The sequence below is a fragment of the Paenibacillus sp. FSL R5-0914 genome, assembly GCF_038004525.1.
Lineage (GTDB): Bacteria > Bacillota > Bacilli > Paenibacillales > Paenibacillaceae > Paenibacillus_AQ.
The window spans coordinates 517,414-533,812 of sequence record NZ_JBBORH010000002.1; the positions used below are offsets into that span (position 1 = coordinate 517,414).

The 16,399-nt window shown below is 45.5% G+C and carries 14 protein-coding genes; 12 read left to right on the forward strand and 2 right to left on the reverse strand.

The window, feature by feature from the left end:
- Positions 1-2 precede the first annotated feature (2 nt).
- From MKX60_RS18465 to ftsY, 8 genes are all read left to right on the forward strand, one after another.
- Entirely contained in the window at positions 3-992 is a 990-nt protein-coding gene (locus tag MKX60_RS18465) for a beta-ketoacyl-ACP synthase III (RefSeq protein ID WP_139328492.1), read from the forward strand.
- 37 nt (positions 993-1,029) lie between these two features.
- On the forward strand, positions 1,030-1,953 hold the full coding sequence (gene fabD / locus MKX60_RS18470; RefSeq protein ID WP_341060627.1) for an ACP S-malonyltransferase: 924 nt from the start codon (positions 1,030-1,032) through the stop codon (positions 1,951-1,953).
- 52 nt (positions 1,954-2,005) lie between these two features.
- The gene (fabG, locus tag MKX60_RS18475) at positions 2,006-2,755 is read left to right on the forward strand and encodes a 3-oxoacyl-[acyl-carrier-protein] reductase (RefSeq protein WP_042187706.1); all 750 of its coding nucleotides are present in this window, start codon (positions 2,006-2,008) and stop codon (positions 2,753-2,755) included.
- A gap of 225 nt (positions 2,756-2,980) precedes the next feature.
- Positions 2,981-3,214, forward strand: a complete 234-nt coding sequence (locus tag MKX60_RS18480; RefSeq protein WP_036686493.1) for an acyl carrier protein — start codon at positions 2,981-2,983, stop codon at positions 3,212-3,214.
- Positions 3,215-3,432: 218 nt separating this feature from the next.
- Positions 3,433-4,671, forward strand: coding sequence for a beta-ketoacyl-ACP synthase II (fabF, locus tag MKX60_RS18485; protein WP_076282776.1), 1,239 nt, complete (start codon positions 3,433-3,435; stop codon positions 4,669-4,671).
- 12 nt (positions 4,672-4,683) lie between these two features.
- Complete coding sequence (rnc, locus tag MKX60_RS18490) at positions 4,684-5,388, forward strand: ribonuclease III (protein ID WP_042127220.1); 705 nt, start codon at positions 4,684-4,686, stop codon at positions 5,386-5,388.
- A gap of 171 nt (positions 5,389-5,559) precedes the next feature.
- Entirely contained in the window at positions 5,560-9,129 is a 3,570-nt protein-coding gene (smc, locus tag MKX60_RS18495; protein WP_341060628.1) for a chromosome segregation protein SMC, read from the forward strand.
- 105 nt (positions 9,130-9,234) lie between these two features.
- Positions 9,235-10,233: a signal recognition particle-docking protein FtsY gene (gene ftsY / locus MKX60_RS18500; RefSeq protein WP_042187710.1), complete on the forward strand. Its 999-nt coding sequence runs from the start codon at positions 9,235-9,237 to the stop codon at positions 10,231-10,233.
- 127 nt (positions 10,234-10,360) lie between these two features.
- On the opposite strand, the gene MKX60_RS18505 is transcribed toward ftsY, so the two are convergent.
- Positions 10,361-11,248 (reverse strand): DUF1835 domain-containing protein, encoded by an 888-nt coding sequence (locus MKX60_RS18505; protein ID WP_341060629.1) that lies wholly within the window; start codon positions 11,246-11,248, stop codon positions 10,361-10,363.
- Positions 11,249-11,600: 352 nt separating this feature from the next.
- Here MKX60_RS18505 and MKX60_RS18510 point away from each other — a divergent pair, with 352 nt between their 5' ends.
- From MKX60_RS18510 to MKX60_RS18525, 4 genes are all read left to right on the forward strand, one after another.
- Positions 11,601-13,064 carry a circularly permuted type 2 ATP-grasp protein gene (locus MKX60_RS18510; RefSeq protein ID WP_076282773.1) on the forward strand — a complete coding sequence of 488 codons (1,464 nt, stop codon included), beginning with the start codon at positions 11,601-11,603 and terminating at the stop codon, positions 13,062-13,064.
- Between the two features lie 72 nt (positions 13,065-13,136).
- Positions 13,137-14,090 (forward strand): alpha-E domain-containing protein, encoded by a 954-nt coding sequence (locus tag MKX60_RS18515; RefSeq protein WP_076282772.1) that lies wholly within the window; start codon positions 13,137-13,139, stop codon positions 14,088-14,090.
- Positions 14,087-14,953 (forward strand): transglutaminase family protein, encoded by an 867-nt coding sequence (locus MKX60_RS18520; RefSeq protein WP_042187715.1) that lies wholly within the window; start codon positions 14,087-14,089, stop codon positions 14,951-14,953. The genes MKX60_RS18515 and MKX60_RS18520 overlap by 4 nt, the downstream gene beginning before the upstream one ends.
- A 138-nt stretch (positions 14,954-15,091) precedes the next feature.
- On the forward strand, positions 15,092-15,901 hold the full coding sequence (locus MKX60_RS18525; RefSeq protein ID WP_042187718.1) for an SDR family oxidoreductase: 810 nt from the start codon (positions 15,092-15,094) through the stop codon (positions 15,899-15,901).
- Here MKX60_RS18525 and MKX60_RS18530 read toward each other — a convergent pair.
- The gene (locus MKX60_RS18530; RefSeq protein WP_076298880.1) at positions 15,890-16,369 is read right to left on the reverse strand and encodes an SRPBCC family protein; all 480 of its coding nucleotides are present in this window, start codon (positions 16,367-16,369) and stop codon (positions 15,890-15,892) included. The two genes, MKX60_RS18525 and MKX60_RS18530, sit on opposite strands and share 12 nt — an antisense overlap.
- Positions 16,370-16,399: the final 30 nt, after the last annotated feature.

Sequence of the window (16,399 nt, forward strand, 5' to 3'; positions counted from 1 at the left end):
ACATGAGACAGTTGCGACCGGTTGGAATTATAGGAACTGGGAAATATGTACCTGAGAAAATATTGACAAATAGCGATCTGGAAAAAATAGTGGAGACTAACGATGAGTGGATCGTCAGTCGGACAGGCATCCGCGAGAGACATATTGCTGCGCCTCACGAGGCAACTTCTGATCTAGCGTATGAAGCAGCACTCAAGGCACTTGATTCCGCTGGAATGAAAGCCGAAGATTTGGATCTTATTATTATTGCAACAGTAACACCTGATAGTGCTTTCCCTTCTACAGCCTGTATTTTACAGGATAAGCTGGGTGCTAAAGGTGCTGCGGCTTTTGACTTGTCAGCAGCCTGCTCTGGTTTTGTATACAGCTTAGCTACTGCGGTTGGCTTTATTCAGAACGGAATGTACAACAATGCACTTATTATAGGTGCGGATACTTTATCCCGCATCACAGATTATACAGATCGCAATACTTGTGTCTTGTTTGGTGATGGAGCAGGTGCAGTTATCATTGGTGAGGTTCCGGAAGGTCGTGGTTTCCAATCCTTTGATCTGGGTGCAGAAGGCTCTGGAGGGAACTTGCTTAAGCTAGAAGCCGGCGGTTCGCGCTTGCCTGCCTCTCAGCAAACCGTTGAAGATAAGAAGCATTTCATTTATATGAATGGCCGTGAAGTCTTTAAATTTGCTGTTCGTGTAATGGGCTCAGCTACAGAACGTGTGCTTACTAAAGCTGGTCTGGGTAAGGAAGATATCGATTTGTTCGTACCTCACCAAGCGAATATTCGTATCATTCAATCCGCTATGCAGCGTCTTGATTTGCCACCAGAGAAATGTGTAATCAATGTTGATAAATATGCCAATACTTCGGCTGCCTCCATTCCACTTGCGCTTGTTGAAGCGGCGGAAGAAGGACGTATGAAAGAAGGCGACACCGTCCTGATGGTTGGATTCGGCGGAGGCTTGACTTGGGGCGCATCTGTGTTGATCTGGTAATAAGCTAAGACCGTTATACGGGAAGGAGTTCATACTTATGAGTAAAATTGCATTCGTCTTTCCCGGTCAGGGAGCACAAGCAGTTGGAATGGGCAAGGATGTTTATGATGCTCTTCCAAACAGCCGTGCAGTGTTCGAGAAAGGGGATGAAGTTCTCGGATTTCCACTAAGTAAGCTGATTTTTGAAGGGCCGGACAGTGAGTTGAAGCAAACGGTAAACACGCAACCAGCGCTTCTTACAGCAAGCGTAGCCTATCTTGAAGCTCTACGTGAACAAGGTTTGAAGCCGGATTATGTTGCTGGTCATAGCCTTGGTGAATACAGTGCACTAGTAGCTGCGGGTGTGTTGTCATATGAAGATGCTGTAACACTTGTACGCTTGAGAGGCCGTTTCATGGAAGAAGCTGTTCCAGGAGGACAAGGTGCAATGGCTGCAGTGCTTGGCGCAGAACGTGAAGCGCTGGCAGCATTATGCCAAACTATCTCTGAAGAGAATGGTGTTGTAGAACTGGCTAACGTTAACTGTCCAGGTCAGATCGTTGTTTCCGGATCTCAGGAAGGCGTAAATGGTGTTGTGCAGCGTGTTAAAGAAGCTGGTGGCAAGCGGGCAATTCCGCTAGAAGTAAGTGGACCTTTTCACTCTTCTATGATGAGAGCTGCTGCAGATCGTTTGGCAGAAGAGTTGAAGAAAGTAACCTTCAACACTCCAAATGTACCTGTCATCGTTAACGTCACTGCATCACCGGTAACAGATCCCGAAGAAATTCGCGAACTGCTTGTTCGTCAGGTGTATTCTCCTGTGCTTTGGCAAGACAGTATTGAATGGTTGATTGCGGATGGTGTTGACACTTTTGTTGAGATTGGTTCTGGCAGTGTTCTGGCAGGTCTGATCCGAAAAATAGATAAAGCAGTCAAAGTAATCAACATTAATACACTTGAAAGTGTCCAAACTGTTTTGTAAGAAATGGTTTAACATTTTGACAACAGCATCACGATTGAAAGGGGATTAGACTATGTTTTCAGCATTGCGGGGCCAAACGGCCCTTGTAACTGGCGGCTCACGTGGCATTGGTCGTAGTATCGCGCTTGCTCTTGCAGAACACGGTGTAAAGGTGGCTGTGAACTATGCAGGAAGTGAAGCGGCGGCACAGGAGACTGTGGCCCGTATTGTCGAGCTTGGCTCGGAGGGTATTGCACTCCGTGGAGATGTCGGCAATAGTGAACAGGCCGAGAGCCTTGTGAAAGAGGTTCTTAATACCTGGGGACGTATTGACATTGTTGTCAATAATGCCGGCATTACTAGGGACAACCTGATTATGCGCATGAAAGAGGAAGAGTTCGATCAAGTGATTGAGACGAATCTGAAAGGTGTGTTTAATTGCCTTAAGGCAGCAACACGTCCGATGATGAAACAGCGCTATGGCCGAATCATTAATATTTCCTCGGTTGTGGGCGTGACAGGTAACCCTGGTCAGGCTAATTACTCTGCAGCTAAGGCTGGTGTCATCGGTTTAACGAAGGCATCGGCTCGTGAGCTTTCTTCGCGGGGCATCACCGTCAACTGTATTGCTCCTGGGTTTATTGATACAGATATGACACGTGAGCTCTCTGAAGAAGTTCGCAGTGAGCTAGAGAAGGGCATTCCACTAGCTCGCCTTGGGCGTCCGGAAGAAGTAGCTATGACAGTTGTTTTCTTAGCTTCTGAAGGCGCCGCTTATATGACCGGCCAGACACTACACGTGGATGGCGGGATGTATATGTAATTCTCCTTTGAAAATATAAGAAAGTATAAGTTTCACAATATACTTTTATCCTTATATTTCTCGCTTAAACACTTACCGTCCTTATAAGGACGCCGAAGGGTTTTATGCTTGGGAGAAATTACGCTGTTTTAAAGATGAAATGTGAGGGATCAGGAAAGCGTTTTTTGCGGTCTATGGTATTTTGACCTCATATCTCGTATAATACCAAAAGAGGAGGTGAACCGGATGTCCGATGTATTAGAACGTGTAAAACGCATTGTCATCGACCGCTTAGGTGCCGATGAAGCTGAGGTAACATTAGAAGCGTCTTTCAAAGATGATTTAGGTGCTGATTCTCTAGATGTAGTAGAATTGGTTATGGAATTGGAAGATGAATTCGACATGGAAATCTCTGATGAAGATGCAGAGACGATTACGACCGTGGGTGAAGTTGTGAAGTACATACAATCTCATACCTAGAGTCATATGATTGAGAGTCCCGTTCCAACTTGGGCGGGGCTTCTCCTCATTTATACAGCATTAAAGATGTATTACAGGTTGCAATGTGCAGCTTCATAGGGATTATAACAGAACCGCGGAAGCTTTAAAGATGCGGTGATCGCTGTTCATATAGTAATAATTTGCAGTATATAAGTACTGAATATAATGTATACAGCCTATAGATGGGGTGATTGTGTTTGAGTCATAGAGTGGTTGTAACCGGGATGGGCGTAATTACGTCACTGGGGAAAGACTTGGAGACGTTCTGGGATAATCTGATGAGCGGTAAATCAGGTGTATCGATGGTTGAAGCGTTTGATGTCAGTGAATACACTACGCAAATTGCTTCATCAGTTAAAGACTTTGATCCTGAGGCGCTTTTTGGCCGCAAGGAAGCCCGCAAAATGGACCGTTTTGTACAATTTGCAGTGGCTGCTGGTGAAGATGCATTGAGAGACAGTGGACTTAAGATCGGTGAAGATATCGATGCTGAACGGATCGGTGTGTCTGTTGGTTCGGGTATCGGCGGTCTTGGTACTTGGGAAGATAATCATAATCTGTTGCTTGAAAAAGGGCCGAAACGGGTTAGCCCGTTCTTTATCCCGATGATGATCGCTAACATGGGTTCTGGGCAGCTGTCCATTAACCTCGGTGCAAAGGGACCGAATACGACTACAGTGACAGCCTGTGCTACAGGAAGTCATTCCATTGGGGAATCATTCCGTCTGATTCAACGTGGAGACGCGGATGCTATGATCTGCGGCGGTTCGGAAGCGACCATTCGTCCAACAGGAATGGCAGGATTCTGTGCAATGAGAGCGATGTCCACTCGTAATGATGAGCCGGAGAAGGCTAGTCGGCCATTTGATGTAGATCGCGATGGTTTCGTTATGGGAGAGGGTGCTGGGATCTTGATTCTGGAATCCCTTGAACATGCGGAGAAACGTGGAGCGAAGATTTATGCTGAGGTAATCGGCTATGGTCTAAGTGCTGATGCTCACCATATGACTGAACCGGATCCAGATGGAGCAGCTCGCTGCATGAAGATGGCAATCCGTGATGCTGGTATCTCTCCTGAAGATATTGATTACATCAACGCACATGGTACTTCAACGCCTGTAGGAGATCGATCAGAAACGGCTGCTGTTAAGAAAGCATTAGGCGAACATGCCTATAAAGTAGCTATTAGCTCAACGAAATCCATGACAGGTCATCTTCTAGGTGCTGCTGGTGGAGTAGAAGCTATTATCTGCGGACTCTCTTTGCAAAAGGGCATGATTGCTCCAACGATTAATTTGGACAACCAGGACCCGGAATGTGATTTGGATTATGTACCAAATGTTCCACGTAAAGCGGATCTTGATATTGTAATGTCGAATTCGTTTGGATTCGGGGGACATAACGCAACAGTTATTCTAAAAAAATATAATCAGTAAGGGGACAGCGCGGTGAAAGGAGAACTGAAGCAGTTACAACAGCAACTTCAAATCCAATTTCACGATTCTGTGCTTCTGAAGCAGGCCTTTACCCATGCATCTTATGTGAATGAACACCGTTTCAATCAGCATCAGGACAATGAGCGTCTCGAATTTCTAGGGGATGCTGTACTGGAGCTGACGGTTTCTGAATATTTGTACAATCTGTTGCCAGATCGACCTGAAGGGGAACTGACCAAGCTACGTGCCGCTATCGTATGCGAGCCTTCGCTGGTTAAGTTCGCTGAGAGTTTAGGTTTTGGCCGTTATGTACTGCTGGGAAAAGGGGAAGAACTTACGGGCGGACGTACTCGCCCGGCCCTGCTGGCTGATGTGTTCGAATCCTTCGTGGGAGCGCTTTATCTTGACCAAGGGCTGGAAACTGTACGGTCTTTTCTTGATAATCACGTATTTCCACTTGTGGAGACGGATGGGAAACTGCAAATGCAGATGACCGATTATAAGACGGAACTGCAAGAGCTAATTCAGCAGCACAATATGGGTACGTTGGAATATCGGATCATTGAAGAACGGGGACCCGCGCATGAGCGTGAATTCGTCTCTGAAGTGTTAATGACTAACCGTTCACTTGGTAAAGGGAGCGGCCGCTCGAAGAAGGAAGCAGAGCAGCAGGCTGCAGCAGCTGCACTGTTGCATCTGAAAGAAGATGGTGCCTGAATTTTGCATCATGTGGACAAGCGGAGGAGAGCAGCAAAGGTCTGAATACCGGCGTTTAGGCGGAGCTCAGACCGTTGCTGCTCTTTTTCGAAAGAATAGCCAAGCTTCATTTTGAAGCTATTTTAGGCGAATAAACGCTATGGTATAATGGGTCAGAGGTGATAGGCAAGTATGTTTTTGAAACGGATAGAATTAGCTGGTTTTAAATCATTTGCCGACAAAACAGAAATGGAATTTGTGCGCGGAATAACGGCCGTAGTGGGTCCGAACGGAAGCGGCAAGAGCAATATTTCTGACGGCATACGCTGGGTGCTCGGCGAACAGAGTGCTAAATCACTGCGTGGCGGCAAGATGGAAGATATTATTTTTGCCGGTAGTGACGCGCGTAAAGCTGTGAATTATGGTGAAGTATCACTTACGCTCGATAATGAGGATCACACGCTTCCACTGGATTTCAGCGAAGTTACAGTGACTCGGCGTGTTCACCGCAGTGGTGAGAGTGAATATTTAATTAATAAGCAATCCTGCCGACTGAAGGATATCACAGAGCTGTTCATGGATACTGGTATCGGGCGTGAGGCTTATTCGATTATCGGACAGGGTCGGATTGAAGAGATTCTGAGTACTCGTTCCGAGGATCGGCGAGGCATCTTCGAAGAGGCATCGGGTATTGTAAAATATAAATCGCGCAAAAAAGATGCAAGTCGAAAGCTTGACGACACGGAGCAAAACTTGCTTCGTATTCACGATTTGATTAGTGAGCTTGAGGATCAGATTGGTCCCCTAAAGGATCAATCGGAGAAGGCCATTCGCTTTAAAGAGCTTCGGGAACAACTGAAGCATCAGGAAATTTCAGTCTATGTGCATCAGATTGAAGGCATTCATACAGCTTGGCAGGAAGGTAACGCTAAGCTCGAAACTTTAAAGGATGAGCAACTGGAATTATCTACAGTTGTCTCTGCTCATGATGCGAAGCTGGAAAGCGGACGTGCTGAACTGCGCGCGTTAGAAGAACAGATTGAGAAGCAGCAAGAGCAATTGCTCCGTTATAGTGAAGCTTATGAGAAGAGCGAAGGTTACGGGGAAGTGTTGAAGGAACGCAAGCGTAATCTTGAGAGCAACCGTGAACAGTTAATGCTCACATTAGGTTCTGTAGGTGAGCGTTCTGCGGACCGACAGCGTGAGCTTGGGGATTTAGAAGCTAAGCTCGAAGCGTCCCGGCTTAAGCTTGTTGAGCTTCGGAAACAGATCGAAGCGGAAGAGGCAAGACTCGAAGGTGTCGCTGACGGTATTAGTCAGAGCCAGGAGGAGAAGCTGAAAAGTGCTCTCCTGGAGTTAATGAACCTTATGGCGAATGCACGTAACGAAATTCGTTACGCGGATCAACAGAAGGAGAACCTGGAGCGTCGTATGAGCCGCAGTGAAGAAGAAAGCGGCAAATGGACTGCACGGCATGAAGAGCTGTCTGCTAACCAGAAAGGATTAAAAGACAAGATTGCCCAGCTTGGAAAAGAACTAAGCAATCTTCGTGGTGCTTATATTACTGAAAGTGAACAACTTAGTAAACGTCAGAAGCTGATTGAAGAGACGCAATCAGGTCTGAGAAAGTGGGAACAGAAGCGGGAAGCACAAGTCTCCCGTCACGAGACCATGAAAGAAATGCAGGATGATTTCGATGGCTTTATGCTTGGGGTTAAAGAAGTTCTCAAAGGAGCTCGTAAAGGACAGCTTAACGGTGTGCATGGTGCGGTTGCTGAACTCATCTCTGTTCCTGAGAAGCTGGAAATGGCTGTTGAGACTGCGCTGGGTGCATCGCTGCAACACGTGGTTATGGATAATGAGAGCGTGTCTCGTCAAGCGATATCTTTCCTGAAGCAACGTCAATTGGGACGAGCTACTTTTCTACCACTCGATGTTATCCGGCCACGCCAAATTTCCGGTAGCGACCGAGGAATGGTGGAAGATGCTGAAGGTTTTGTTGGAATTGGTTCCGAACTCGTTGGGTACGATGATAAGTATGCAAGTATTGTTGGCAGTTTGCTTGGCAATGTAGTTATTGCTGAGAGCCTGGAGCAGGCCAACCGCATCGCCGCTAGATGCCAGTATCGTTATCGTGTGGTTACGCTAGAGGGTGATGTAGTCAATGCCGGGGGCTCCATGACTGGTGGTAGCCAGCATAAGAAGAACAATAGCTTACTTAGTCGTAAACGCCAGCTGGATCAGCTGAGCAGTGAGATCGAAGAGAGCGAGCGTCAAATTGTTAAGCTGAAACAAGGCATAGCCAGACTTCGTGAAGAGCAGGAGAACGCTAGCGTGAAGCTAGAGGACCTGCGCCGTGATGGTGATGAGAAGAGACTGGAAGAGCAACGTGTTTCTGGCGATTTGAAGCAGCTTGAACAGGAGCTTCGGCATGTGCAGGAACAAGTGGAAAGCACAGGCGCGGAACGTAGTGGCTTTGAAAGTGAGGTCCGCACGCTTGAGGAGACTCGGAAACAAGCCTCTGCTGAGCTTGAACGTCTCGAGAAGGAAGAGAAGGACGCTCATGAGGGTATCCGTAATGCCGAATCGGCGCGTAAAGCGAATGAATCCGCTAAGGAAGAGTTGCAAGGTAAGCTGACCAGTATGAAGGTTTCGGAAGGCAAGCTCGATCAGGAGATCTTCTCCTTGGAGGAGCAATTACGTCGTCTAAGACAAGATGCGGGATCACAGGATAAAGAGCTGCGCCAGAATCGTAATCTGTTACATACGATCGAACAGGATTTGGCTAGTAATGCTTTGGAAACCGTGAAACAGAAAGAAGATTTGAATAGTTATCGTCTGAAGAAGGAAGAGACAGCCGGTACTTTGGATCTAGCTCGGGCGGAACGTTCAGCATTAACCCGTAAGCTTGAGCTAGAGGAGGGCAAGACCAAGGATCAGCGTCAGGCACTTAGAGTCGTGGAGGACAAGCTGCGTTCTACTGAAGTTTCTGTGGGTCGTCTCGATGTTGAACTTGATAATATTCTTCGTAAGCTGAGTGATGATTACGAGCTAAGCTATGAACTAGCGAAGCAACGTTATCCTGTGCCCGAAGATGTGCCTGCCGCACAAGCGGATGTACAGCGTCTGAAACGCAGTATTTCTGCATTGGGCGAAGTGAACTTAGGTGCGATTGAAGAATATCAGCGTGTTCATGAGCGTTATACCTTCCTCAGTGGACAAAAAGATGACCTGGTCGAAGCCAAGACTACCCTGTATCAAGTTATCCGTGAGATGGAGGATGAAATGTCCAAACGCTTCAAACAGACCTTTGATGCAATCCGTAAACAATTCGGTACGGTGTTCTCGAAGCTGTTCGGAGGCGGTCGAGCTGATCTCATGCTGCTGGATCCAGAACATATGCTTGAAACAGGTATAGATATTGTAGCCCAACCACCGGGTAAAAAGCTTCAAAACCTGCAGCTCCTATCTGGTGGGGAACGCGCCTTAACTGCGATGGCCCTCTTGTTTGCCATCCTGCAAGTGAAGCCGGTTCCGTTCTGCGTACTGGATGAGGTAGAGGCTGCGTTAGATGAAGCGAATGTCGTGCGTTTTGCACAGTATTTGCGTGAGTTCTCGGAACAAACGCAATTTATCGTCGTTACACACCGCAAAGGAACGATGGAAGAGGCGGATGTGCTCTACGGAGTGACGATGGAAGAAGGCGGAGTATCTAAGCTTGTCTCTGTACGTTTAGAGGATGAGGAAGCAGAGATCGCTTAACGGCTTGCCAAAATGGTGATTTTTTTAAGTATCTGCTTTCGAAGCGAGTTTTGTACGAAGTTAAATCAATGAAGTGTCGCTCACAAAATTTTTAGGAGGAAACAAATGAGCTTTTTCAGGAAGTTAAAAGAAAGCATTTCCGGCAAAACGGAAAGTGTAACCAAACAATTCCGCGACGGATTAGAGAAAACCCGTAAAGGCTTTGTCGAGAAGGTAGCAGACCTGATTATCCGCCGTAAAAAAATAGATGAAGAGTTCTACGAAGAGCTGGAAGAAATCTTGATTGGTGCGGACGTAGGTGTTAATACAGTAATGACACTTGTCGAGGATCTGCGCGCCGAAGTGAAACAAAAACGAATTGAAGATGCAGCTGAGCTGCAACCCATTTTGTCTCGTAAGCTCATGGAATTGCTGCGCGGCGATGACGATAACAGCCTGAAGGAAAATCCGGATGGCATTACAGTTATCTTGTTCGTTGGGGTAAATGGAGTAGGCAAGACGACTACGATCGGTAAATTAGCACATCGTTACAAACAAGAGGGTAAAAAAGTTCTTTTGGCCGCAGGGGATACGTTCCGTGCCGGAGCGATTGAACAGCTCGAAGTTTGGGGTCAACGTGCTGGCGTAGACGTAATTAAGCAACAAGCTGGCTCTGACCCAGCCGCTGTTATGTTCGATGCTGTTCAAGCGGCTAAGCAGCGGAATGTAGATATCTTGATTTGCGATACGGCAGGCAGACTTCAGAATAAGAGCAATCTGATGGAAGAGCTCAACAAGATTTTCCGCGTTATTCAAAGAGAAATTCCTAGTGCTCCGCATGAAGTACTGATGGTGCTAGATGCGACCACAGGTCAAAATGCGCTTACTCAAGCCAAGCTATTTGGTGAAAAGAGTGGGGTAACAGGGCTCGTCTTGACGAAGCTGGATGGTACAGCTAAAGGCGGAATTGTAGTAGCCATTCGTCAGGAAATGAACTTACCAGTGAAGCTCGTAGGGCTCGGAGAAAAGATGGAAGACTTGCAGCCATTTGATTCTCAGCAGTTCGTGCATGCTCTTTTTGCCGGATTAATTGCTGAGGAAGAGTCAGAAGAATCGGAAGAGTAAGTGTAATCCATACCTACACATGATCTTAAAGAAGTCATATTTACAAGGAATGTCCTCGAAGCTATATTTAGTTTATGAGGGCATTCCTTTTTTATAAAATGATTGTTAGTTGTTAATGTAGTGACCTCTAAGGAATTCTTAAAAAGTACAAATGCATCGCGTAGGGTATCCCTTTAAATAACAGCTTTCCCTCACTAATAAGCCTCCAGAAGCGATATTCTATAAATGAGGTACTGATAAATAAATTCCACTGCCCTATAATTGCACCTACAATAAGTCCTGCATTTACGAAATGATCTCCCTGTTCATTCTTTTGCAGTTGCAGAATTAAGGATAGAATGTATTCGTCATAGTATGTTTCGGGTACATTCGTTAGCTGACCTTTGGACCATACTCGAAGCATAGCCTCAGTGTTGCTGATTTCTTGCCACTCCAGCTCATACTGTTTTCTCTGCGCGGAGGTAAGGGGTTGCGTATTTTCGGTGTTTTTGATAATAGTTTGCACAGCTTCGTTTGGGAGCTGACCCAGGGACTGGGGAGATAAGTCAATGCTATATTGTTCAGTAATCCCAGGAAGCTCCTCATAAGCTTCGATTGGATTTATAACATAAATAGGTTGCTTCCTCTCACTAAGAACAGAAAGTGCAAATCGTAAACCTGTCTGATCATGGGAGTTGTTTCCGCACCAAATAGTGATTTTTTTGTCCTCGGGAATTTCTTTTAAGGTCTGAATCATGGCTCCCAGTTTATGCTGGGGATTGAGATGATAACCCTGATCCGGAAATCGTTCTTGAAACCATAACTCACGGGCATGACACCCTTCATCATTATGTAATTTGCACAGCGGTCCAGCAGAGAACGTCTCATTAAATGAAAGTACTCTTATTAAATGACGACTGCCTACACGACTAAGTGCTACCTTCATCGAACCAGCTTCTGACAAACCAAATAAAAGATAAATATGCTTCCGCCTAGCCTCTTCCTGCTCCATGGTCATAGTATATTTGTGATCCATTTGTTCACTCTCCTAACGCTCCAAATTATACCATATAACTGAAATTACTTTCCCAGACAACTATATAAAAAAACCAACATATGAAAAATTCATAATAGTAATGCTTGTCACTACTCCTGCATACAATTCAATGAAGAAACTACATTTCAGCTCCGGCAACCTATATAAGAGAGAAAGGAAGCGATTCCAAAACACGGAAATATTCAGAGATCACATTTCTCTGTTATATATATTGACATCGGCAATAGAATTTACGTATTATGGGAATACAAAACAATATTTTCAAGGATATTTTCAGAAATTAAAGTATAGGTTGTTAGTAAAGATAACATTATCGAAAGGAGTCGGGCTCATGTCCAAATTAGATCCTCTGCCAGGTCTGTCTCCGTATCCGCTGCAACATTTTTTCGATGAAATGTATGCAGATAAGAGAAATGTCCGGCCGCATTATAGACATGTGAATCGCATGTTTTCCGGAATGAGCTCCGAAGAGCTGCAGGGTAAGCAGAATTTGATGCAGCGCAGGATGATGGAGGAAGGAATTACTTTTACGCTATACAATCCGGCTCAGGATCATCCCATGGAGCGTACGATTCCCTTCGATATGATTCCACGCATTATTCCTAAGAATGAATGGGAGAGGCTAGAGGCTGGAATTATTCAGCGTATCACGGCTTTGAATCTGTTCATTCATGATATCTACCATGAGCAGTACATCGTAAAGGATGGAATAGTCCCAAGGCGTATGATCATCTCCAACTGTTATTTCCGGCCAGAAATGACTGGTCTAAGGGTGCCTGGTGGAGCCTACATCACTACCTCGGGAATCGATCTGATTCGCCATCATGATGGGCAATATTATGTGCTTGAAGATAATCTACGAACGCCTTCAGGTTTTTCATATCTTTTTAAAGGCAGAACCCTTATGAATCAGTTGTTTCCTGAATTGTCCTTTGCCAGCTCCATCCGAGATGTTGATCATAGCTTGAATCGCTTCTTATCCGTTCTACGTAGTTTATCACCCTCACGAAAGTCAGATCCGGTTATAGCACTTCTTACACCTGGGGAATACAATTCTGCTTATTATGAGCATGCTTTTCTAGCACAACAGATGGGTATACATTTGGTTGAAGGACGAGATTTGGTTGCAAAGGATCACAAAATATATTTGAAAGAAATGAACGGACTTCGCCGCGTAGATGTACTATATCGCCGTTTGGATGATGATTTCATCGATCCGTTAGCTTTTCAGCCGGATTCACTTCTAGGGGTGGCGGGTCTGATGAATGCGTATCGGGCAGGGAATGTAGCGATTGCTAATGCCCCGGGGACTGGTGTTGCTGATGATAAAGCGATGTATGTCTATGTACCGGATATGATTCGTTATTATCTGAATGAAGAACCGATTCTTGGGAATGTCCCGACCTATCTGCTAGGCAGGCCTGATGAACGTTTATATGTCCTTGAGAACCTATCTGAAATGGTTGTTAAGGAAACCTCTTTATCCGGGGGATATGGAATGTTGATCGGAAGCGAAGCTACGAAAGAAGAACTCGCTGAATTTCGAATGAAGATTATCGCAGATCCGGAGCGTTATATTGCGCAGCCGATCATGTCTCTATCTAGAGCACCGGTATTGTCAGGAGGAACAATGGCACCGAGACATATCGACCTTCGAGCTTTTGTATTAATGGGTGCTGACCGTAAGCCACATGTTATCCCTGGGGGATTGACACGGGTGGCTATGAAAGAAGGGTCTTTGGTCGTAAACTCCTCGCAAGGTGGTGGCGTAAAAGATACTTGGGTCATGGCTTGATACAACCTAGTGAGGCTTGTTGATGATTAACAAAATGCAGCATCAATTTGTTAAATAAGGGAGTGGCTGGAGATGCTGAATCGAAATGCTGAAGCTTTGTTCTGGATCGGCAGATATATTGAAAGGGCAGAGAATCATGCGCGGCTAATCAATGTTCATTATCATATCCAGCAGGAAGAGGATTTTCATGAAGAAGGACATAAATGGTCAAGGTTAATCGATGCGCTAGGCGTTCGAGGTGAATATATGCAGCAGTTCGAAACCTTTTCCGAGCAGGATGTCCTATCTTTCATCACACTTGATTTAGGCAATTCTAATTCATTATTCTCTTGTGTACATCATGCCAGAAATAATCTGCGAACACTCCGTCAGCAGCTTCCAAGTGAATTATGGGATGTTGTCAACAGCTTCAACCTATGGCTTGGTGAGCGGTCTGTTGCAGATATTATGAGCGGCCCACATCAGTTCTATCAGCAGGTTAAGGAGCGTACAGCCATGTTTCTCGGAGCAGAGCAGTCGGTAATGCTTAGAGGGAATGAGTGGCATTTCATTGAGAGCGGACGGTTTCTAGAGCGGGCAGAGAATACAACTCGTATCTTGCAGGCGGTCATTGCCTCATGCCGATTTAAGGAGCTTGACGCGGTTTATACTCAGTTGCAGGCGGTGCTTAAATCCGTTAGTGGGTACCAGGCGTTTCGCCGTTATTATGCAGATGCTATGTCCCCGGAGAGCATTTTAGATTTCTTGATTGCGAATCCCAAATTTCCGCGTTCCATTCGTTTTTCTTTTCATCAGCTGGAAGAGCATTTAGCAAAGCTTGAACTAGATCCCTCAGAGAAAGGTTCAGGTCATGAGAAGGTTATCCGGCAAGCGGGTAAGCTAAAAGCAGAGCTGGATTATATGGAAAAGGAAGAAATGTCCGGCGAGCTAGTGGAAGATGTGCTTAAATCGCTGGTGATATCCTGTCAAAAACTTGGTAAAACAATGGAGGGCGCCTTTTTTCGGCGAGAAGGAGTGTCTGTATGAAGATTCAAATCAATCATACCACCACATACAGCTATCCAGAGCCGGTTACGGACAGTGTCAATGAGATCAGACTCACGCCACGCACGAATTATCGCCAATCCTGTTATCACCATGAAGTGGATATTTACCCGCCAGCCAATCTATTAACCTATGAGGATTTCTTCGGGAATCGGGTCCATGCCTATTCGGTTAATAAGCCGCATACGGAGATGGTCATCCACACTAAAGCTACTGTAGTTACACTGGATAAAGCTCAGGGGACAGATCTCCCGAGAACATCTCTTGAAGAACAAATTAGATTGTTAAATGACGAGGGATTTCAGAACCGTTATATTGAGTTTATATTGCCGACTCGTTATACCGAGGTGACGCCTGAATTAGTGGAGTTTGCCTCACAGTACCCTTTTAATGAAGCAGAGGATATGTATGAATGGATTCTTAAATTATCGGCGACGATTTATGAACAGTTCACCTATGACCCTGAGGCTACAAGTGTAAATACTACGGTAAAAAAAGCACTGAAGCTTAAACGCGGTGTATGTCAGGATTATGCTCATCTAATGATTGCTGTCTGCCGTAGTGTCGGTCTGCCGTCCAGATATGTGAGTGGATATCATTTTGTCGGTGATTTGCAAGGGAGCAATGCTAATTTTGAGCAAGCTTCACATGCTTGGGTGGAGACTCACATTCCGGGTACAGGTTGGCTTGGTTTCGATCCGACGAATAATGTTGAGGTCAATTGGCGTTATATTAAGTTAGGTCACGGACGGGACTACAAAGATATTGTACCTGTAAAAGGTGTATATCGTGGTGGAGCAGGCACTCTGACCGTGAAAGTGGATGTGCGGAAGTTGGACAATTAGATGTATAGATCTAGATGAAACTCTCAGTTCAAGCTTTTGAACGGGGAGTTTTTTTGTGAAGATGATTCCAGTGTGCATGTATTTGGGTAATCTTGATCCATAGTACATCACTAAGAGATCTTAAGGGAGAGATTACATATGAGTCCAAACATAGCTAAGAAACAAAGATTCATTGGAAAAACAGCAATTATTACCGGAGCGGGCTCAGGAATTGGTCGGGCTACCGCTATTAAGCTGGCGAGGGAAGGTGCTAATGTAGCGCTTTTTGATTTGAATCTTGAACGTACCTCATCTTTGGCGGATAAGCTGAACAAGTTTCGGAAAGATTGCGCATTGGCCATAGAGGTAGATACTTCAGATGAAAAAGGGATGGAGGAAGCCGTTCGCAGGACTGTCGAACAATTCGGCGGCTTAGATGTAGTATTCGCTAACGCGGGAATCAATGGTGCGGTGGGACCAATAGAGGAACTGAGCCTGAGTGATTGGGAGCGCACGATGTCGGTGAACTTGACGGGGACCTTTTTGACCTTGAAATATACGATCCCTCATCTGAAGGATAAAGGGAAAGGTAGCATTATCATCACTAGCTCCATCAATGGGAATACTAGATTTGCCAGCTTTGGGTGGTCTACGTATAGTACTACCAAAGCTGGACAGGTAGCTTTTGCCAAAATGGCTGCACTTGAGCTAGCTAAGTTTAAAATTCGAGTGAATGTGATCTGCCCCGGGGCGATTGCTACCAATATAGATGAAACCACTGAAATGAACGAAGAAGTAGAAGCGATCGTCATTCCGATTGAATTTCCCGATGGTGCGCAGCCGCTGGCGGATGGGCCGGGTAAACCGGATAATGTTGCCGATCTAGTTTCTTTTTTGGCTTCCGATGAATCTATTCATATTACAGGTGCGCAAATTGTGATTGATGGAGCAGAATCCTTATTGTCCTAATTTAGAGATCGCTTCCCGGTATCGTTCATACCAAACGTTCCATTCAGCTTTTCGTGACTCCAGCGTCGTACCATCCAGAAGATGCTGGATCACGTCCAGACATACATGCCAGCCAGCTAAATCTCGGGGTGTGTGTGGCGTGAGCGTTCGGATCGTTTCATTCAAGACGAGAAGGCAGCCTTCTGAATTAGGATATAGCTCAAAGCGAACGGAATCTTCAGCCCACGTAAATTCAAGAACAGATTCATGTTGCAAGGCGGTAATCGTCATTTCCTCAAAGGTTCCGTCTTGCATATCAAACTTGATTAATCCACCTTCACACAGGTCTTCAACACGTAATTCAGTGAACCATAAAGCTAGCTTCTCATTCTCTGTCAGAAAGGACCATAATTCTGATGCGGGATGTTTTAGTTGACGTTCGAAACGAGCGACATAATGATCATCTGCTTTTTTGAGGTTAGCTATCATGTTATATTTCTCCTTTGGACTACTGCTGTA

Bases quoted from the DNA above. Each gene is read 5' to 3' on its own strand.
- MKX60_RS18465 (WP_139328492.1), top strand. From the start codon at position 3: ATGAGACAGTTGCGACCGGTTGGAATTATAGGAACTGGGAAATATGTA.
- fabD (WP_341060627.1), top strand. From the start codon at position 1,030: ATGAGTAAAATTGCATTCGTCTTTCCCGGTCAGGGAGCACAAGCAGTT.
- fabG (WP_042187706.1), top strand. From the start codon at position 2,006: ATGTTTTCAGCATTGCGGGGCCAAACGGCCCTTGTAACTGGCGGCTCA.
- MKX60_RS18480 (WP_036686493.1), top strand. From the start codon at position 2,981: ATGTCCGATGTATTAGAACGTGTAAAACGCATTGTCATCGACCGCTTA.
- smc (WP_341060628.1), top strand. From the start codon at position 5,560: ATGTTTTTGAAACGGATAGAATTAGCTGGTTTTAAATCATTTGCCGAC.
- ftsY (WP_042187710.1), top strand. From the start codon at position 9,235: ATGAGCTTTTTCAGGAAGTTAAAAGAAAGCATTTCCGGCAAAACGGAA.
- MKX60_RS18505 (WP_341060629.1), bottom strand. From the start codon at position 11,248: ATGGATCACAAATATACTATGACCATGGAGCAGGAAGAGGCTAGGCGG.
- MKX60_RS18510 (WP_076282773.1), top strand. From the start codon at position 11,601: ATGTCCAAATTAGATCCTCTGCCAGGTCTGTCTCCGTATCCGCTGCAA.
- MKX60_RS18515 (WP_076282772.1), top strand. From the start codon at position 13,137: ATGCTGAATCGAAATGCTGAAGCTTTGTTCTGGATCGGCAGATATATT.
- MKX60_RS18520 (WP_042187715.1), top strand. From the start codon at position 14,087: ATGAAGATTCAAATCAATCATACCACCACATACAGCTATCCAGAGCCG.
- MKX60_RS18525 (WP_042187718.1), top strand. From the start codon at position 15,092: ATGAGTCCAAACATAGCTAAGAAACAAAGATTCATTGGAAAAACAGCA.
- MKX60_RS18530 (WP_076298880.1), bottom strand. From the start codon at position 16,369: ATGATAGCTAACCTCAAAAAAGCAGATGATCATTATGTCGCTCGTTTC.